This is a genomic window from Microcoleus sp. CAWBG27, assembly GCF_020883145.1.
GTDB lineage: Bacteria > Cyanobacteriota > Cyanobacteriia > Cyanobacteriales > Microcoleaceae > Microcoleus.
Genome location: NZ_JAHREU010000005.1, coordinates 77,929 through 95,354, shown reverse-complemented (window position 1 = coordinate 95,354; position 17,426 = coordinate 77,929). Strand labels below are relative to the sequence as shown.

16 protein-coding genes and 1 tRNA gene are annotated in these 17,426 nt (G+C 45.1%); 4 read left to right on the top strand and 13 right to left on the bottom strand.

Features of this window, described 5'->3' with window-relative positions:
- Nucleotides 1-31: 31 nt before the first annotated feature.
- The 7 genes from QZ938_RS04955 to QZ938_RS04930 all read right to left on the bottom strand — a co-directional run bounded on the left by QZ938_RS04955 (nucleotide 32) and on the right by QZ938_RS04930 (nucleotide 8,492).
- Entirely contained in the window at nucleotides 32-1,405 is a 1,374-nt protein-coding gene (locus tag QZ938_RS04955) for an ABC transporter substrate-binding protein (RefSeq protein WP_293332933.1), read from the bottom strand.
- 844 nt (nucleotides 1,406-2,249) lie between these two features.
- A tRNA-Ser gene (locus QZ938_RS04950) sits at nucleotides 2,250-2,336 on the bottom strand.
- Between the two features lie 60 nt (nucleotides 2,337-2,396).
- Nucleotides 2,397-5,048, bottom strand: a complete 2,652-nt coding sequence (locus QZ938_RS04945) for a ComEC/Rec2 family competence protein (RefSeq protein WP_293348511.1) — start codon at nucleotides 5,046-5,048, stop codon at nucleotides 2,397-2,399.
- A 429-nt stretch (nucleotides 5,049-5,477) separates the two neighbouring features.
- Nucleotides 5,478-5,957, bottom strand: coding sequence for a DUF4079 domain-containing protein (locus QZ938_RS04940; RefSeq protein ID WP_293149068.1), 480 nt, complete (start codon nucleotides 5,955-5,957; stop codon nucleotides 5,478-5,480).
- A 79-nt stretch (nucleotides 5,958-6,036) separates the two neighbouring features.
- The gene (locus tag QZ938_RS04935; protein ID WP_363318778.1) at nucleotides 6,037-6,852 is read right to left on the bottom strand and encodes an RNA-guided endonuclease TnpB family protein; all 816 of its coding nucleotides are present in this window, start codon (nucleotides 6,850-6,852) and stop codon (nucleotides 6,037-6,039) included.
- Nucleotides 6,853-6,868: 16 nt separating this feature from the next.
- Nucleotides 6,869-7,213: a helix-turn-helix domain-containing protein gene (locus tag QZ938_RS32985; RefSeq protein WP_363318779.1), complete on the bottom strand. Its 345-nt coding sequence runs from the start codon at nucleotides 7,211-7,213 to the stop codon at nucleotides 6,869-6,871.
- Between the two features lie 934 nt (nucleotides 7,214-8,147).
- Nucleotides 8,148-8,492, bottom strand: a complete 345-nt coding sequence (locus QZ938_RS04930; RefSeq protein WP_293148941.1) for a DUF1815 family protein — start codon at nucleotides 8,490-8,492, stop codon at nucleotides 8,148-8,150.
- 154 nt (nucleotides 8,493-8,646) lie between these two features.
- Between QZ938_RS04930 and QZ938_RS04925 the strand changes: the two genes are divergently transcribed.
- Nucleotides 8,647-8,778: a hypothetical protein gene (locus QZ938_RS04925; RefSeq protein WP_293348513.1), complete on the top strand. Its 132-nt coding sequence runs from the start codon at nucleotides 8,647-8,649 to the stop codon at nucleotides 8,776-8,778.
- Nucleotides 8,779-8,810: 32 nt separating this feature from the next.
- Here QZ938_RS04925 and radC read toward each other — a convergent pair whose 3' ends face one another.
- Together radC and QZ938_RS04915 are read right to left on the bottom strand one after the other, a co-directional pair.
- Nucleotides 8,811-9,542 (bottom strand): DNA repair protein RadC, encoded by a 732-nt coding sequence (gene radC / locus QZ938_RS04920; protein ID WP_293348515.1) that lies wholly within the window; start codon nucleotides 9,540-9,542, stop codon nucleotides 8,811-8,813.
- Between the two features lie 232 nt (nucleotides 9,543-9,774).
- Complete coding sequence (locus QZ938_RS04915) at nucleotides 9,775-10,014, bottom strand: hypothetical protein (protein WP_293148946.1); 240 nt, start codon at nucleotides 10,012-10,014, stop codon at nucleotides 9,775-9,777.
- 239 nt (nucleotides 10,015-10,253) lie between these two features.
- On the opposite strand from QZ938_RS04915, the gene QZ938_RS04910 reads away from it, so the two are divergent.
- The 3 genes from QZ938_RS04910 (at nucleotide 10,254) to QZ938_RS04900 (ending at nucleotide 12,071) form a co-directional block, all read left to right on the top strand.
- Nucleotides 10,254-11,270, top strand: coding sequence for a succinate dehydrogenase/fumarate reductase iron-sulfur subunit (locus QZ938_RS04910; RefSeq protein ID WP_293148948.1), 1,017 nt, complete (start codon nucleotides 10,254-10,256; stop codon nucleotides 11,268-11,270).
- Nucleotides 11,271-11,498: 228 nt separating this feature from the next.
- On the top strand, nucleotides 11,499-11,690 hold the full coding sequence (locus QZ938_RS04905; RefSeq protein WP_293148950.1) for a chlorophyll a/b-binding protein: 192 nt from the start codon (nucleotides 11,499-11,501) through the stop codon (nucleotides 11,688-11,690).
- A 240-nt stretch (nucleotides 11,691-11,930) separates the two neighbouring features.
- Nucleotides 11,931-12,071 (top strand): hypothetical protein, encoded by a 141-nt coding sequence (locus tag QZ938_RS04900; RefSeq protein ID WP_293148952.1) that lies wholly within the window; start codon nucleotides 11,931-11,933, stop codon nucleotides 12,069-12,071.
- Between the two features lie 21 nt (nucleotides 12,072-12,092).
- On the opposite strand, the gene QZ938_RS04895 is transcribed toward QZ938_RS04900, so the two are convergent.
- From QZ938_RS04895 to QZ938_RS04880, 4 genes are all read right to left on the bottom strand, one after another.
- Nucleotides 12,093-12,725 (bottom strand): pre-peptidase C-terminal domain-containing protein, encoded by a 633-nt coding sequence (locus tag QZ938_RS04895; RefSeq protein WP_293348517.1) that lies wholly within the window; start codon nucleotides 12,723-12,725, stop codon nucleotides 12,093-12,095.
- A 165-nt stretch (nucleotides 12,726-12,890) separates the two neighbouring features.
- The gene (locus QZ938_RS04890) at nucleotides 12,891-14,339 is read right to left on the bottom strand and encodes a trypsin-like peptidase domain-containing protein (protein WP_293348520.1); all 1,449 of its coding nucleotides are present in this window, start codon (nucleotides 14,337-14,339) and stop codon (nucleotides 12,891-12,893) included.
- Between the two features lie 198 nt (nucleotides 14,340-14,537).
- Nucleotides 14,538-15,677: a redoxin domain-containing protein gene (locus tag QZ938_RS04885; protein WP_293348523.1), complete on the bottom strand. Its 1,140-nt coding sequence runs from the start codon at nucleotides 15,675-15,677 to the stop codon at nucleotides 14,538-14,540.
- Between the two features lie 294 nt (nucleotides 15,678-15,971).
- The gene (locus QZ938_RS04880; protein ID WP_293148959.1) at nucleotides 15,972-17,405 is read right to left on the bottom strand and encodes a transposase; all 1,434 of its coding nucleotides are present in this window, start codon (nucleotides 17,403-17,405) and stop codon (nucleotides 15,972-15,974) included.
- Nucleotides 17,406-17,426: the final 21 nt, after the last annotated feature.

The window sequence follows — 17,426 nt, the reverse complement described above, 5'->3', positions numbered from 1 at the left end:
GTTGCTCTGTCGATCGAAGATTTACGCAACTCTAAGGCAGCGCCACAAACCTGTAATCATTGCCTTGGCGTTGAACCTGTACTAAAATCGCTTTGTTCCATCGATCGCCCGTTGGCAAAAACCTCACATCTTCACTCGCACCAGAGGTAACGAAATTCGGAGCCCTAAGTGCTTGTTGCAATCCTTCTCGCGTATTGCTGCGCTGCAAACCGCTGATAATAGCTTTAGTCGCGTCAAAACTCGTAGCGGTTCGCCAATTCACGGCACCTCCCCACTTTTGAATCGCATTCTTAGAAAATGGGTTGTTGGGATTAGTGTCAGGATGCCACGGAACCGACAAAACCAGCCCGTCAACGTCTTTGTTCCCCTCTTTTACCGTTTGAAAGGTGTACAGTGTCGTGCTGCCGTAGAGTGCTAATTTGCCAGCATTGAGGCGAGCTAGGTCGATCGCGCGATCGATGCGATCGATATGAGGTGCTAGCATTAACGCTTGTGCACCTTTGCTAACAGCATCAGCAATGCTAGCACTCGAATTAAAAGTTGGCGTTGAAAAGTCACAAACTGTAGGCACTACCTTGCCACCCAAAGCCGAAAACGACGAAACAAATTCATCCTTAAACGATACGTTATCAGGAGCTTGAGAATCATAACAGATAGCAACATTAGTTTTGCCAGCTTTCTTAACCATATATTCTGCTAAAGGAGCCGCCATCGATTGAATCGCGGGGACTGTCCGAAAAATATAGCTACCGAAAGCTGATAAATTGTTAGCAAAGCTAGTTGGTGTAACCATCACCAATTTTTTTTCTTGATAAATGGGAGCAGCAGCCAAAGAAGCATTGCTAGCATTGTGCCCGATGACTGCTAAAATTTTCTGATCCTTTACGAATTCGGTTGCAACTTCTTTGGCAAAATCTGGACTGTTGTCATCGTTGGCAATCAAAACTTGCAAACCCGCACCATTAATCCCTCCCCCAGCATTAACTTCCTCTTGAGCTTGGGCAACTCCTCGGAGCATTTCTTGGGCTACATTCGGGTTAGTGCCAATCGGAACGCTGACGGCTATTTGCAGAGAATTATCATTGTTGATTTTGGCATTATTTAAATAAATTAGAGTCTCTGGATCGTTGCGATTTTGTTGCAGCGATTCCCGAAAGTTTTTAACAGCTTCTTTGTAATTACCCTCAGCAAAAGCTTTGACACCTGCTTGTTTTCCTGCTGTTGTTTGCGATGGCATCAATATCTTATCTCCCCAACTGAGACGACTGTTACCAGAAACTAATCTAGGTGCAGTGCTGCCATTTAATATCTGTGGAATAAACGTGAATGCACCCCAGGCAATCAAAGGAAATGCAATAAAAACAATTGGGGGCGGGCCTTTCCTTTTTTGAGGTTGCTGATACATAATTAGTTCTCCTGCACTAGATTTTGTTTAGATACTTTGATTTCTGTCAGCATTTCCTGGCACAGTCTAATAAATCTGTTACTTACCAGCAAATACTCCCGCTTACAACCTGTAGAAATATCTACATATAGCCCTTCTCAGATAGGTGAGGTACGTTGTTGGGCTTTAGCCCTCTGAGTTTAAGCGGTTATATAAGCTGTCAGTCATACCTCATGTTTTTGAGAAAGGCTATATATTTGATTTAGCTCGACGAGCGCAATATTAGCTGCTAGGCTTTGGCGACATGAGTTTCTTCCTGTCCTAGGTTTATATGATGATTATGAATAAAAGCTTTTTTAAAGTCAATTCATAAAGTCATTGGATGGACTCATAAAAATCATATTATTAAGTTCATAAAAGTCATATTCGCCTAGGTTGGCTTCAATAACTCATCTCATGCCTGTTGTATTACCGCAATAAAACGTGTTTGTAGTGAGGACTTTAGTCCGCATCATCCGAGGACTAAAGTCCTCACTACGAACCAACTTTATTGGGAGCGTTCTTTTCGGACATGATAGAATTCTTCCACAATACTGTGTATGTGGCTCAAAACAGCAGTTGGGCGATCGCTCTTTCCGTACATAAATAAGATGCGCGGTTTGAAGTTTAAGAATTGTGTCAAATTTTCTATCATTGTAACAAAAGCAAATTGTCAAGTCCCTCAAATGAGTTGTCACCTAAACTCTTAGTAACAGCGAGGTGGAGGAATTATTGCCTTTCGCTAAATCTTCACTAAAATATGGCGTAAGATATGCAAGTTTTTCTTGATGTACTTTGCATATCTTACGCCAGAAGTCTTCAAAAACGGAGAGGGTGGGATTTGAACCCACGTTAGAGTCACCCCTAAAGTAGATTTCGAGTCTACCGCATTCAACCGCTCTGCCACCTCTCCAATAAACTTGGGATGCGAGCTAAAAGTATTTTACCGCACTATGTGCCACATTGTAAATCCTTACAGAAAAGAAGTTTGATTTTCTTCCGATTCCAGAGTCGTCTTAAATCCCCCTGCTGGCGTCCACTGAAGAGCTCCGTCGCGCCCTGTCCAGAAAATCTGGGTTTTGCTTTGGCGCAGTTGGGCGGCGGTTTCTGGGTCGATTTCGTCCGCAGATGCGATCGCCACTTGCGGCCGAACTGCACCCAATAACTCCGCTGTCAGGGTTTTTCCCGACCACCAAAGCACTTCTACCCGCTTCAATGTTCCCGTGGCTGCTAATCTCTTTGATAACATACTTTGCGCTTCTGGTGTCATTTCACCGACAAGCAACCAAGTACGCTCGCCCACCAGCAATTCTACCACCGGGATTTCGGCATCCACGAACTGCAACCGCGTCAAACCCAGATCAATTTTGCTGTCAGTTTCTAAAGGAAAGTAAACGCCTTGGCGAGATTGCACAGCCGTTATAAATTCCTGATTGCTGCCGCGGTTAATTTGTTTGGGAGCGTTGTTATCATAAAACGTTTTAATTGGCAAGCGTTGTAATAATTTTCCCCAACCGCCGCTCAAACCTAAATGACCGTGAGTGGCGATCGCAAAATTTACAGAATTAATTCCTTGCTGCTGCAAAAAAGGCAATACTGTAAACCTCACCGTATTTTCATCACCAGTATTAATTAGCGCCACTTTTCCCTTATCTTGAATCACTAAAACTGGTTCATCAGATGTCGTCGCCAGTAAAGTAACTTGAAACAAAGATGCTTGAACGTGCCAAGCTGGTAAAACTATGATACTAATTCCCGCCATCAGCGCCAGCGGTAAAATCCAAGCCGAAGAAATCCGCAACGCAAAAACTCGGCTTTTCCCTTTCTTCCCTCTCCCATTTCCTTGATTCTTGCCTTTTCCTAATTCCTGTTTCCCTCTCCTATCTTCCTGTTTCCCTTTTCCCTCGGACTTTTTCCTTCTATCCGTTACATCCGTTACATCCCGCACATTGCTCGTTGCCGAACTTCCCCCCAGCCAAACCCAGCAGATTAAACTGTAAAGCGCGATTAGCTGAAACACCGATACTTGACCGACAGCTACTGAATTACCGGGCAATTGCGAGAAATATTCGGCGATCGCAATTAACCCCTTTGCCGGATAGTCAAGCAATTGCGCTAACACACTCCCAGCCGGTGGAAAAATCAATCCAGCCAAGGCGCTAATCATCCCGCCAATACTCAAAATCCACAGTAAAGGAGCCGCAATAATATTGACTAAAATGCTGTAAGGTGATACCACACTAAAAACGTAAAGTAGCAGCGGTAGCACCCAAACTGAAGCGGCGATGGGAACCACCAGAATTGAAGCGATCGCAGGCGGCATCCAGTCGAACTTTGCCATCAGCGGCGGCGCTGTCACCACTAATCCCAAAGTTGCCAAAAAACTCAGTTGAAAACCTAAATCCCAAATCCACAAAGGATTAACTAGCAGTAAAATAGTAGCAGCGATTAACAGCAATCCCAAGGGCTTAACTTCGCGACTTAGTACCAAAGCAAATAGTGTACCAAATCCCATTAAAGCGGCGCGGCAGATTGAAGCTTCAAAGCCTGTTAATCCCACGAGCAAAAATAAAGCACCGACGCCAAAACCAAATTGTAATTGTTTGGAAAAACGCCTGGTTAAAGCTAAAACTAAACCCAAAACCATCGAAACTTGAGTACCCGAAGCTGCGATCGCGTGGGCCAATCCAGCCTGCACAAAAGAGTCGCGGATGTTGTAAGGTAAATCAACTGCTTGTTTGCCCAGGGCGATCGCACTAATCAACGGCCCTTCGGGAACACTCAACTGCGATACTTGCGATCGCACAATCCGCATCCGCATCGCTTGAATTGGCGACGGCTGCATCCCGGTTGACTCCCAGAAAGCACCCATTTTGGTGTTAAGTCGATTGACATCCGCGATCGCATTTTCTCTCTTCCAGTCAATCTGACGCCCTTTGAGTCCTGCAAAAGCCCCTTCTCTGGCTAAATATGCTTGAAAATCAAAACCCCCTGGATTTGACGGCGGCTGCGGTTTGTACAACGAGCCCACAACTGCGACTGTATTGTCGGCGTACAAGCCCGTTGCTTGCAGCAGCGGCACTGTAACGTAGAGTTTGCCGGATACTGGGCGGTTGACGACTACTCCTCCTTCGCCGCCGTTGATTTCGCTAACTGCATCCGTGTCCAGCCAAAATTGCGATCGACCCGATCGAGTTAATCGGGGCGTACTAGCCAGTCTACCGCGAACTGTCACCGCCACTTCTTGAGTGTTTCCGCCAACGGGAATCAGTTTGCTGATGTCATTCATTGCCGGTTGGGGCGATCGAATTGCAAAATAAATGCTAGCCAAAAATGCGATCGAACCCGCGACAGCCCACACCCATTTTGCTCTCGGCAGCATCTCAAGCAAACTCAATTTTTCCCTCGTTTCTAAGGGTTCCTCCAGACCATTTTCTTTAGTTCTGCTGCGTCTTTTATTAGTGGTTTTGAAAGAGTTCCTTGTATGCTTTAACAACAATTTAGGCATGGCGACTGCGACCGCTATTCCTAAAGCAAATATCGCGTACCTACCCCAAGAAACTCCTGTAGAAATCAATCCCACAATGTAGGCAAGACAGAAAATGACACCCGTTACTTGATTCATTAATTAGAAACTATGGAATAAGTCATTGGTCATTGGTCATTAGTTATTAGTCATTAGTTATTAGTAGGTCAACTGTCAACTGTCAACTTTCATCAGGGACAATGAAATAAATAGAATCCATCGTTCCCGCAATTTAATAACGTCCTGACTGTCTTGGTAGTTACTAAGATTAGCAATTTTTGCGATCGCAAATATAGTTTGTTTTACTTTTCCAAACCGCACAGATTAAGCTGAAAACCAGATATTTCCCTTTGATTATTGGTCTCCATTCCCCTAAATCCTCCTTAAAAATGGCAGTAGGAGTTGACTTTAAGCGCTCCAGTCCTGCTCCTGGTGTTAAGAGACACTTTGCGTCTCTTGTCCCCCCTTTTTTTTAAGTGGGTTAGGGGGGATCGGAACTCATCTGAAGAACTACAGACTGATATTACCTTAAATAGACAGACCTAATTTTAAACCGAAAGCCGCGTGCAGCACCATAAGTGCCAGGGCAGTTGTGCCCAAATAAGCGTGAACCGCCCGCAGTGCCAGCTTATTGCCTCCAAAACCTGTCAGCGAAATCAGGCTACCAACAGCGAGCAAAACCAGCACTCCCGAACCAGTCCAAAAGTGCGGGCTTTCCATAACAGGCTTGTGCTGCATTACCAGCGACAGCAAGCCGCCTGTGTAGCCCAAAGCTAGAAACAGAAACATCCACGGTGCTAGCTTGCGGTGATCCGCTCGACTTTTGAGCGCGACATCCTTATCGGCGGCCAAACGTCCTTGCCATCCCGTATATCCAACGAAGCTACCCATGGCCACAACCACGATTCCCATCATTACAGGATGTCCCCAATGGGTAATTGGTTCGGGAATTCCGAGACTGCGAAATTGGCTGGCGATGGGTTCTAGAAGTTCGCTTAAATTTACCATTTGATTCTGACTCCAAGCTTGGGGATAAATATTTTGGGAAAAATTATTAAGATATTTTGACATTCCCCGCCCCAAAGGGCTAGGATTCTTCGTTCACAGGGAGATGCCTTGTAAAAGCAGTGCCTTTACTTGGTCTTACTCTCCCTCCCGAAGCAGTAACGGTATGCCCTACCGTCAAAATTCGTAAACCTTCATATAGAATATTCTTAGCAGCATTAATATCTCTATCATGGTTTTCCCCACATTTAGGACATTGCCAACTACGAATATCCAAACTCAAGCTATCCACGCGATTTAAACAGTTATTACAAGTCTTAGAACTTGGATAGAACCTATCTACTTCGATGTAGGTTTTTCCTGCCCACTGGGCTTTGTAGTTCAACATGGTGCAGAATTGTCCCCAACCAGCATCACTAATAGATTTAGCCAGTTTGTGGTTTTTCACCATGTTTCTAACTGCTAGATTCTCTACAACTATGACTTGGTTTTCGCCAACTAATTTACGACTTAGTTTGTGTAAAAAATCTTCGCGACACCGAACTATCTTCGCGTGAACTTTGGCCACTTTAACCCTAGCTTTGTTGCGGTTTCGAGACCCTTTAAGCTTATGATTTAATTGCTTTTGTCTCTTCGCTAATTTCTTTTCATACTTTCGATAGTATTTGGGATTCCCATGTTTGGTTCCATCGGATGTAACAGCATAGTGAGTTAGTCCCACGTCTATGCCAATGGCTTTTCCTTCTGTTGATTTCTCAGGTAAGTCTTTGCCGTTATCATAGAGGCAGGCCGCCAAGTATTCCCCCGATGGATTAACTGAAACCGTAACAGACTTTAGAGTACCCTCTGGTTGTCGTGAGACTTTACAACGAACATCACCAATCTTAGGCCGTTTCAATGTATCATCTTTTAATTCACAACAAGAGAGGAAATCTAATAGACTGTCTATTTTGTTTCTTTTTGAAGTTGGGATATTTAGCCCTACCCTCGAAGAAGTTCAGGAAAGCACTAGAAAGATTTAAAGCAGCTTGCTGAAGGACTTGTGATGGTGCTTCAGCCAACCACTCATACTCTTTCTTCATGGAGGGTAGAAGTTTGATTATTTCATTTCTGCTTAACCCCTTCCCCGTTTGCTTGTAAGTTTCAGACGTTAAGTTGAGGGCATAGTTATAGAACCATCTAGTACATCCAAACGACTTGGCAAGCAAAACTGATTGCTCACTTGTCGGATAGATTCTGTACTTGAAGGCTTTTAACATTTTTTTACCAAACCAGTGATACTATGGTAACACAGGACAGCCTAAATGCAAAGCCGTCTTAAAAGACGGGGTTTTAAGCCTATTTTTTTGATAAGATATTAGTAGCAACTGCGATCGCGCACTTCAAAAAACAGTTGACCGTTGACCGTTGACCGTTGACCGTTGACTGACTGATGACTGAGACTTGTGGTACAACAGCCAAACATCACGCAGAAGCTTAAATTCAGACAAAACTTAGCCGGCTAAAGCCGGCTGTGAGATTTTTTACAGCAGTGATGCTGTTTTAAGTTAATTTTGAGCCTTATCAGCTAAATCGAAAAGCAAAAATAAACGCAATTCGTCCGCATATCCACCCTGGGGCGGCTTTTCGCCCAATCTTCACAGCCTCATCCTCACTCTGGATGTTAAATTTTACCTGCCTGCTCATAGTTAATTTCAATGCCTTGACTTTTGAATGTCAAAGTGAGAAATTAACATCGCAGGCGACGAGCATTAGCACTTTTACTTTTGGCGAATCGCTCTTAAGACAGAATCAACTGCTGCCAAAAAACTAGAGGTTCCAAGTTAGACACTTTTTGCATAAAGTATACAGATACCTTTAAACCAGGAAAATCAGGCTGATGCCGGAGTTTTCTGTCTGTGGCACAATCTGAAATGAAACTTTCACGTCAGATGTTGCGGTATCTGTCAAAGCTTTTAACTGAATGTTAAAAGCACCATTGATATCGCGTCATATAGCATGACTGCTGTCGGCCCTGGCAGACTTCGATCGACTGACGGCTAAAATGAGTGTCTAAAAGCACCCTGAAATTCGCCTTGTCTATTGAGCTGCCATTGCTGTGCAACCTGTTCCTCTCAACTAACTCGTTGGGGATTTGGTTGCAGGTGGCAAACACCGACTTTCGCTGCCGCTTTCCTCGGAACCGTGCAATTGCTAAACTCGCTGCGCCGTCGCCAAAGTAGCTTCCGAAGGTTGGATTTGGTACTTTACGAGATTTGCCAGTTCTTGTAACTGACTAATCGCCTCTGCACCTTCTAGTTTCATCAGTTCGCGATCGTCCCGCATCTCAGTCCATGTGATACCGTAATCTGACACTAAAAATCGAATCAGATGGTTGTCCGTCAAACTGACCATAAATGAGGCACTGTTCATCTGACCCCCGCAAGTGTAGCAGGATGCCAGATAACCTCGACGCTCTAGCACGATCGCCAAAGCCTGGAGGTTCATGACCAAATCTTGGACGAATTTACGGTGTTGTTCTGCAAGTCTCAGAAACACAGTTTTTCTCCTATCACCACGCCGTATATTTTACACCCAATTTCATAATTTCTTAAGAATTGAGTATCTAGGTGCTGGTTCAGTATACGTTTAGTATGCTGAAAAAAAATCGAATTAGCGACCTCTTCAGCCTACCTTTACTAGATTAACCGAGTTGCGATCGCAACTAAGTATCAGCAGCGACATTAACCTCAAACACTATGTAATCGGAGACTACAGCCCCCAAAAAACTTCTGCTGTGACGGCTGATTCAGCCCTCGAACAGCCCAAAGATACAAATAACTAATGATAGCAATCGAGTTAGTTAAGTATAATAGTTCAATCGCCCTGGGGATACTCCTCCCAAAGTGTCGTAGTCTGCCGCAAGCTCCGAAAATCGCCATTTCCCAAAATCAAATGATCCAGCAGCGGAATCGACAAAAACTGCGCTCCAGCAAGCAACTGCCGTGTCAAAGCAATGTCCTCCGGGCTCGGCTCGACATTCCCCGAGGGGTGATTGTGCGAGATAATCGCCCGCGTTGCCCCAAGGCGGATCACTTCCCGAAAAATATCCCTCGGGTGAGCTAAAGTTTCGGTAGCTGTGCCGATCGTAATTACTTGAGTACCCAGCAGCCGATTTTTGACATCCAGCAGCACCACAGCAAAACGTTCCTGAGACTGCCACATCAAATCCTGACTGAGAGCATCCGCAGCAGCTTGTGGAGAGTCCACTACGGCCATATCTGGCGGCCGCGACTGAAACACTCGTTTTCCCAATTCCACCGCAGCCAAAATCGAAGTAGCCTTGGCTGGGCCAATCCCGTGAATCTGGGTCAACTCCTGGACGCTAATGCTCCGCAGTACACCCAGAGGATCGCGCTGGTGCAAGCTCAACTGATTTAAAATATACTGTCCGAGTCCGACAGCCGAAAGTTTGCCGGGGCCCTGACCAGTACCCAGTAGAATAGCAATCAATTCCGCAGTCGCTAAACTTTTCGGGCCGCCGGCCATCAGCCGTTCCCGCGGCCGTTCGCTACTCGGCAAATCCACAATTCTTAAGCTGTAAGTCATAGATGCACTGGCACCGCAAGCTCAACAATTAAATCATCTTAGCCGATGATCGTGCTTCTTGAAATCAGTACGATCGCCCAAAACAGCTAAATTATTAACCGAGGCTGTTGGCGCGTGCAAATCTAACGCAGCGTTTCGATTGTCGATCGAGTCTTTATCTCGATCGAGCCGATCAAAGCTACCTCTAACAGGTAAAATTGCTCGTAACTATGCTATTAAAGCACTCCCTCATTTATCGCCAAGAAGCGATCGGCCTAGATTCTTGCCATTCTATCGAGGTCAGCAGCGAAGAAACAGGCTGCGGCTGCTTAGGTGCTACCAAGCCAACCGATACAAACGAAGCGATCGTCAAAACGCCGTAAACAGCCACAGATAGCTTGCGAGTTGCCAGTCCCACCCATTGAGGATTTACCAAGCCCAGACAAAATGCTGGCGTTGAAAACATGAAAGTTAAAACAAACAAGCTGGACATCAGGCACCTCCTCCTTCGCCAACTGCACCGATCGATCACTTGTTTATCCAATTATCAGCTAAAAAATCCGCTGAAAACAGTTGCGATTGATGATTTATAACTTAAGGATTATTGCCGTTTCTCAAACAATAATCAAGCTGCTTAAATCTCATGCTTTAGCTAGTTGTTAAAAAATAAATGTCTTTTTAGGTCGCCAGAAAATCCAGCTTAAAATAGAAACTAAATTCTTTACTCAAAATATGCAAGTCCGCTTTAACGTAGTCCGCCAAAATCAAAATGAGGCTCCCCGCGTACATACTTACACCCTAGACGTGGATGAGAGCAATACCATCCTAGACTGCCTCAACAGCATCAAGTGGGAACAAGACGGCACTTTAGCTTTTCGCAAAAATTGCCGCAATACAATTTGCGGTAGTTGTTCGATGCGAATTAACGGGCGATCGGCTTTAGCTTGCAAAGAAAATGTCGGTAGCGAACTTGCGAGATTGCAAAAAATAGCTAATTCAAGTTCAGCACAACAGCCTGCCGATTTCATCCCAGAAATTACCGTCGCGCCCATGGGAAATATGCCGGTAATTAAAGATTTGGTGGTTGACATGACCAGTTTTTGGGACAACCTGGAAGCTGTTGAACCCTATGTCAGCACCGCCTCGCGAGCAATTCCCGAACGCGAATTTCTGCAAACTCCCGAAGAGCGATCGAAACTCGACCAAACTGGTAACTGCATCCTCTGCGGCGCGTGCTATTCTGAGTGCAACGCTCGGGAAGTCAACCCGGATTTTGTCGGCCCCCACGCCCTCGCCAAAGCTTACCGGACGATCGCCGATTCCCGCGACAGCGAAACCGAAAATCGGCTCGAAAAGTACAACGAAGGAACCGCAGGCGTCTGGGGCTGCACTCGCTGTTACTACTGCAACTCGGTTTGTCCGATGGAAGTGGCGCCGATGGATCAAATTGGTAAGATCAAACAGGAGATTCTCGATCGCAAAGACGACCAAGCCAGCCGATCGATCCGCCACCGCAAAGTCTTAATTAATCTCGTCAAAGAAGGTGGCTGGATAGACGAGCGCAAATTTGGCATCGAAGTAGTCGGAAACTACTTCCGCGACGTTCAAGGTTTGCTGAGTCTGGGCCCGTTGGGTTTAAGAATGCTCGCCCGCGGCAAATTCCCCTTGTCCTTTGAGCCTTCTGAAGGTACCGAAACCGTGCGAGATTTGATCGAATCGGTGCAAAATTTAGAAAAGTCGGCAGATTAGCGATCGGCTGTCATTTTCGGATAAATTAAAGATTGTGCGATCGGCACGGCGAGGGAAAAATAGGACTGATGGAAAGAAACCGGGTTTCTGGGCAAAATCTAAGATTCTCAACTATAGAGCTGCGAAGCAACCCGGTTTCTGGTCTCGATGTGCGTCCAATACTAAAAAAGTCATTGCCGGCTTGCACTCAAAAATCTCAACTCAAAACTCAAAAATTCAAACTTAGAAATGGCTGCTAAAACTCCTCCGTCTCCAACACCGCCAACTCCTGAATCCCCCAAAAAACCAGAACCTGCATTTGGTTGGAATGCCTACGCCGAACAAATCAACGGACGATTTGCAATGGTGGGATTCGTGGGACTTTTGCTGCTAGAGTTTTTCACCCGCCAGGATTTTTTTACCTGGCTGGGTCTCCGTTAAATTCATGTAAATCAATCCAGAATGAAAGTTGAAAAAATATCATTTTTTCGCTTTCCTTCTAATTTTAATAGATATTTACAATACAGTGTGTCGAATTATAGATGCAGTTTAAAAACATTGATAATTGCAGACAAACCGATGAATTTACAAAAGTTAATAGTAGTTGCTTGTAGTGCGATCGTCCTAAAATTATCAAGACACGGCAATGCCGTGTCCTGACTCCGAAGTTGCGTTCATATCATGTCCGGTCAATTACCATCACAAGAACAGTTTGTAGTGCGGACTTCAGTCCGCAGCATTTTGCAGTTTGTAGTGCGGACTTCAGTCCGCAGCATTTTGCAGTTTGTAGTGCGGACTACGAACTTATCTGATTGCGGTTAATCGATCGGATACGATATCAAACTAATTTACAGTCACTTCACGGATAATCAAACTGTACTTACCTCTACCTTTTGGAGGTGGATCGTAAGCATTGACAACTACTCGGTAGCGACCGCTTGCAGACAAGGTAAGAGTTAGCTCAGAATTGGAATTTTGCTGCGTGACATCATCATTTTCTCCCAGTAGCTCGCCCTGGGAGTTGAGGACAGCCAGATAAGTATCAAACTCGCTACTTTCTACATTGACAACCACTTTCTGACCCTGAGTGCCTTCAAAGGTGTACTCATCGTACAAACTGCTGTCCGAGGGCAGTACCGAAGACTTAGAAGTTGTGAGTTCTCCCTTTTGCTCTAAAATGATTTTAGACGATCGCCCATCAGGACTTGGCGAAGGTTGTACAGTTGGGGTCTGAGTTGACGAGGGCTTTGGAGTTGGCGGCCCGGAAGGCGACGGGTTGGGGCTTGCTTGAGCTAAAACAGCCTTGCCCGCTTGACTCGCATTATGTACATTTTGAGGAAATTCTGCTGAAAGGATCGGGGAAATGCTGTTGGTAACTCCACCTAAATTTGACACTGGTACGGAGAGAGTCGGTTTCCCAGAAAAAATAGCTAGTAGAGCAATTGGCGCGATCGCCCAAAATCTAATTTGACCCATGAATTACCTCGATAGTCAGTTGACAGTTGACAGTTGACAGTTGACAGTTGACCTGTGGCAGTTGACCTGTGGCAGTTGTCAATAGTCAGTTGTTAGTTGTTAGTTATGAGAATGAAGAACGTTTTAACTGCCAATCACTAATCACCAATTACCAATTACCAACTTTTAGCGGATAGTTAGATTGTAACGACCCCGACCTGAAGCATCATAAGCATTGACAATCACGCGGTAGCGACCCGTAGCTGGCAAAGTAACGCTCAGAAACGCATTTTTGCTCGAATCGCTCGCATCGTCATTTTCTGCCACTAATTTGCCGTTAGGGTCAAAGATAGCCACATAGGGATCGAAATCTGTACTTTCCAGGGAAATGCTGACAGACTGACCCGATCGACCTTCAAAAGTATACTCGCGATACAGACTGTTATCAGAAGGCAATACCGGGCCACCTGCGACTAAAGCGCCTTCTTCTTGCAAAATCGCCCGAGAAGGTGCGCCAGGAGCACTCGCTTTCAGTTCTAACGTATAAGCCCCCAACTGCCTAGCTTCGTTGGAATTTGCCAGCAACGTGTAAGTGCCATCTGCTGGGAGCCTGACTGTAATTCGGGCGTTTTTATTGCCCGCTCCGTTATCATCTTGCGCGATTTCGCGCTCGTTGGGGCCGAGCAAAATTAAATAAGGGTCTATCTCTTGACTTTTCATTTCTATTGTGATTTGCTGTCCCGCTTTTCCCTCAAAGGAGTAGAGGTCAAAAAAGCTGTTGTCTGCGGGCAGAATGCTAGACTTGTCGGTAAGTTTGCCTGTGACGGCGGGCCCGTTTAACGCAACTTTTTGAGGTGATTTGTTGCCAAAGGGCGATCGCCTTTGAGCAACGCGGGGAGCTCGCCCTTCTCGCACCGCAGTCAAGAAAGCTGGCACTTTGTCTATGACAATTGCAAAACCGATACCGATATTGCCTCCGCCCTGGCCGCGAGTAAAAATAGAAGTATTGACGCCAATTAATTCTCCAGAACTATTAAGTAGCGGGCCGCCGGAATTACCGGGATTGATGGCCGCGTCAGTTTGAATTAAGCCGCGGGCTGCGTCGATGCGGCTGACAATTCCGACTGTAAAAGTACCTTGAAATCGACCGAAAGGATTGCCGATCGCAAATGCTTGTTGTCCGACTTTCACCGAACCGGCACGGGCTAAAGGAATTGTGGGCAAATTGTTTTGACCGCGAATCTTCACCACCGCTAAGTCTAAACCTTCTTCGCCGAATCCAACGACATCCGCGACCAGTTTTCTACCGTCTGACAAAATTATATTTACGGTACCGCCGGCAGAAACAACGTGAGCGTTGGTTAACACCATGCCGTCGGGGCTGATAATTGTGCCGCTACCGTTAGATTTAGCTGTATCGACGGTAACAACCGCCGGACTGGCTTTTTCGTATACCCGAATATTCGTTTGTTCTTCGGCATTTTCGGCGATCGGGCCTGTCCGAGGCACCGAGTTAAATTCCGCTAAATTTGCCTTCTGCTGTCCGGGGGGCACCTTAACAACCGCAGCAGCCCTGGCTGCAACCCCAACTATGAAAATTCCTGATACCGCTAAACTTAGAAGTTTGAAATTCATGATCGTGAATTAGTATTTTTTAACGATCGGCAGTTAGCAGTTAGGTGTTCGGGTCAACTGCTAACTATGACCTGTAATTATTTTAGGACTTGGAGAAGGGTATGGATAAATTAAAGCTTGAGATTGCTTTAAGATTTCGCCTGCTGCTGAGTTTTCGGTAAGTCGATCGACTTATAGGGCCAGAGTTTGGTTGCAAAACTAAGATAAGCCAGCAGTTTCGGCAATTCTCGAATCTTCTGGCGGGCGATCGACAATATACTTAAGATTAGCGTCCCGCACCACAGCATCCTCATCGCCGTAGAAAAAAGACAGCAAAGCAAAACGCTCACCGCTAATCATCGCCGTCGCTTCGTGTAGCAAAGAACACGAAAAAATAATCGCCGTACCAGAATCTCCTTTATAACCGTGCGGTGCGTACTCCGGAAAGCGCAAAAATCCCCCCGTGTACTCCCCCACATTCAAATTCAAAGTCATCGCAAACCTGCGGTGTACCGTACCTTTGCTCGTATTGTCGCGGTGTGGATGAAAATAACCGCCACTTTGGGCATCGTAACAAGCTATTAAATACCGTTCAAACCGAGTAATTTTAAACTGGAAAGCTTTTTGTACTTCCGGTACCACCCTACGCAGAATAATCGCACTCAATTGTCGCTGCAAATTCGGGTTTTCAATAAATAAATCTCGACGTTTCTTGAAATTATCATCGTGAATGCCAACAGTTTTCCCGTCTATTTGCCTCATAAAACCTGAGGGAGTGCCGCCGTCAGCCTTGTATATATCGATCAAACTGCGACAAGATGCTTTGTCCAAAACGTTAGGAATTACCAACACCGGGGCGTGGCGAGTGGCGGCTCGGGCTTCCTCAATTGGGGGCAAAGTTTTCATAAAATCCAACACTTGCTGAGCGTGTTGGTGCGGTTCGCCCATCGGCAAAATGTTAATTACCTGAAGGTTTTCGTTGAGAACAAAGGTTTGGGGGGCATATTGAACTCCCCCAACTCCATTTTGTTCGACATCTCGGGAAACACCGTATTGTTGGCTGAGTTTTTTGTCGAAGTCCCAGAAAAAGATGAATGATGGAGCAATTGTTGTCGGTCTGTTTTGTTGTTTGTCTGCTGCATCAACGCTCACTCCGAACAGCGGTACTTGCAAAGTCTTGAATTCTTCTGAAAGCTCTTGAAAGTTTTTGAGGATAACTTGGATTTGTTCAAAAGCTGCGCTAGCAAAGAAAAACAGCACGACTCGTCGGCCGCCAACCGTCGAGAAATGAAATAAGGGGTTATTGCTCGAAGCAATCGAAAACCAAGGAGCCGGGTCTCCTATTTCCAGTAAGGGCATATTGATGATTTTAGATTTTAGATTTTAGATTTTAGACTATTGTACTTTGGGTTAGTTCCAGAATTTGTATTTTGTGCGATCGCAAAGATTTGTAGTGATGACCTTCGTCCGCAAATATGAGAAGGACTAAAGTCCTCACTACAAACCTCATAAGGATTATTTATAGGAATACTATTAAATATATTTCAAGATTGTTTTTATTAGCTTTTTTCACTACTTTAGTTATTTAAACATTCTAAGATCTGAGAATAAGTAGATGGGCATCAATAAACGCAACGTGAACAAACCTGACGGTCAACTGAGTACAGTTAGACCGCAGGCTTCTTTTTCCTTTTTTGCAAAGGCTTTTTTGAGTGACGGAGTTCCCCCGCCACTTTCGTGATTCAGACCAATTTTCTTGATAAGTTTGGCCGAATTTTCATCTCGATCCAAAGACTCGCCGCACTGACAAGAATGCCACCGCTGGGATAATTCTTTCGGAACTTTGTTGAGGCAATGCCAACAATGCTGGGAAGTTCCCTTCGGATCGACAAACAAAACGATTTTACCCAATTTCCAGGCGACATACTTGAGGACGTTGGCAAATTGACCGTGAGCAGCATCAAGTATTGATTTATTCAAGCCACTTTTAGCCGCTTGACCGTTTGGCAGATAAACCAGACTACCGTTTTCAATCTCAGTCTTGGGTTTGGCACATCTAGTTAGATTCTTGAGACTCAAATCTTCAACCACTAAAACATCGCATTTGCCAAACAACTCATGTGCTGTTTTGAATTGAAAATCAAGTCTCGCTAAGGCTACAAATTGATGCAGCTTAGAAATTTTGTCTTTGATAATTTTCCAAGGCTTAGAACCTTTAACTCTCGACGCTAGTTTCGCCTGAAGATGAGCTAATTTCTCGGCAGATTTCCTCAAGAACCTAGGATTTTCAATCCTTTCGCCATTAGAAAGGTAAGCGTAATTGGTAATTCCCAAGTCAATACCAAGAGTGTTTTCATCAGTCGGTTGAATTTCGGCAACCGTCACGGGAACCGTCTTATCTTCTAGCGTCAGGGCAATATACCACCCGTCTGCTCCTTTGATAACTGTCCCCGTCTTAACCGTGAATCCTGTAGGTATTGGACGATGGAATGCCATCGGTATTTGACCTATTTTGGCAAGGTTAATACAAATCCTATTTTGCTGATCCTTGATAATATCTAAATTATCTAATTGGGGATAAGTGAAAGATTTGTAGTAATGGAATCCTTTAAACCGAGGCTTGCCTCTACGATTGCCATTTTTGTCGGGCGTGGTGAAATTTGAGAAGGAAGTTTCCACTCGGTTGACCACATCCTGCAAAACTTGAGAATTCAAAACTTTGTAGTCAGGAAACAGCTTCTTAATGTTTTTTAGATCGGCTAACTGGATGGTTTGCCACTGCACATATCCGCCTTCAATGTTTGAAAAAACATCACCTTTCCTGGTTACAGGATTGCCTGACTCATCCTTCTTTCTGCCATCCCTAGTTTGCACTCTGGTCAAGGGAATATTTTGATAAATCTCGTCAACAGGTACTATGGATGCAGTTAAAGGGCAAGAGTTGACGGGTGTTCTCGTTGCTTCCCACCATATAAATCTTTCGCTCAATCGGTAGTTGTACTGACGGCGGCATAGTTCTAGGTGAGTCGCAATCGTTACCAATTGGGTTTTTGTGGGCTTGAGGCGGTATTTGTACGTCAGTTGCATAGAAACTTCCTTTTTTTTTCG

Excerpts from the sequence above, each read along its gene's own strand:
- QZ938_RS04955 (WP_293332933.1), bottom strand. The coding sequence starts at position 1,405 with ATGTATCAGCAACCTCAAAAAAGGAAAGGCCCGCCCCCAATTGTTTTT.
- QZ938_RS04945 (WP_293348511.1), bottom strand. The coding sequence starts at position 5,048 with ATGAATCAAGTAACGGGTGTCATTTTCTGTCTTGCCTACATTGTGGGA.
- QZ938_RS04940 (WP_293149068.1), bottom strand. The coding sequence starts at position 5,957 with ATGGTAAATTTAAGCGAACTTCTAGAACCCATCGCCAGCCAATTTCGC.
- QZ938_RS32985 (WP_363318779.1), bottom strand. The coding sequence starts at position 7,213 with ATGTTAAAAGCCTTCAAGTACAGAATCTATCCGACAAGTGAGCAATCA.
- radC (WP_293348515.1), bottom strand. The coding sequence starts at position 9,542 with ATGACTTACAGCTTAAGAATTGTGGATTTGCCGAGTAGCGAACGGCCG.
- QZ938_RS04915 (WP_293148946.1), bottom strand. The coding sequence starts at position 10,014 with ATGTCCAGCTTGTTTGTTTTAACTTTCATGTTTTCAACGCCAGCATTT.
- QZ938_RS04910 (WP_293148948.1), top strand. The coding sequence starts at position 10,254 with ATGCAAGTCCGCTTTAACGTAGTCCGCCAAAATCAAAATGAGGCTCCC.
- QZ938_RS04905 (WP_293148950.1), top strand. The coding sequence starts at position 11,499 with ATGGCTGCTAAAACTCCTCCGTCTCCAACACCGCCAACTCCTGAATCC.
- QZ938_RS04900 (WP_293148952.1), top strand. The coding sequence starts at position 11,931 with ATGTCCGGTCAATTACCATCACAAGAACAGTTTGTAGTGCGGACTTCA.
- QZ938_RS04895 (WP_293348517.1), bottom strand. The coding sequence starts at position 12,725 with ATGGGTCAAATTAGATTTTGGGCGATCGCGCCAATTGCTCTACTAGCT.
- QZ938_RS04890 (WP_293348520.1), bottom strand. The coding sequence starts at position 14,339 with ATGAATTTCAAACTTCTAAGTTTAGCGGTATCAGGAATTTTCATAGTT.
- QZ938_RS04885 (WP_293348523.1), bottom strand. The coding sequence starts at position 15,677 with ATGCCCTTACTGGAAATAGGAGACCCGGCTCCTTGGTTTTCGATTGCT.
- QZ938_RS04880 (WP_293148959.1), bottom strand. The coding sequence starts at position 17,405 with ATGCAACTGACGTACAAATACCGCCTCAAGCCCACAAAAACCCAATTG.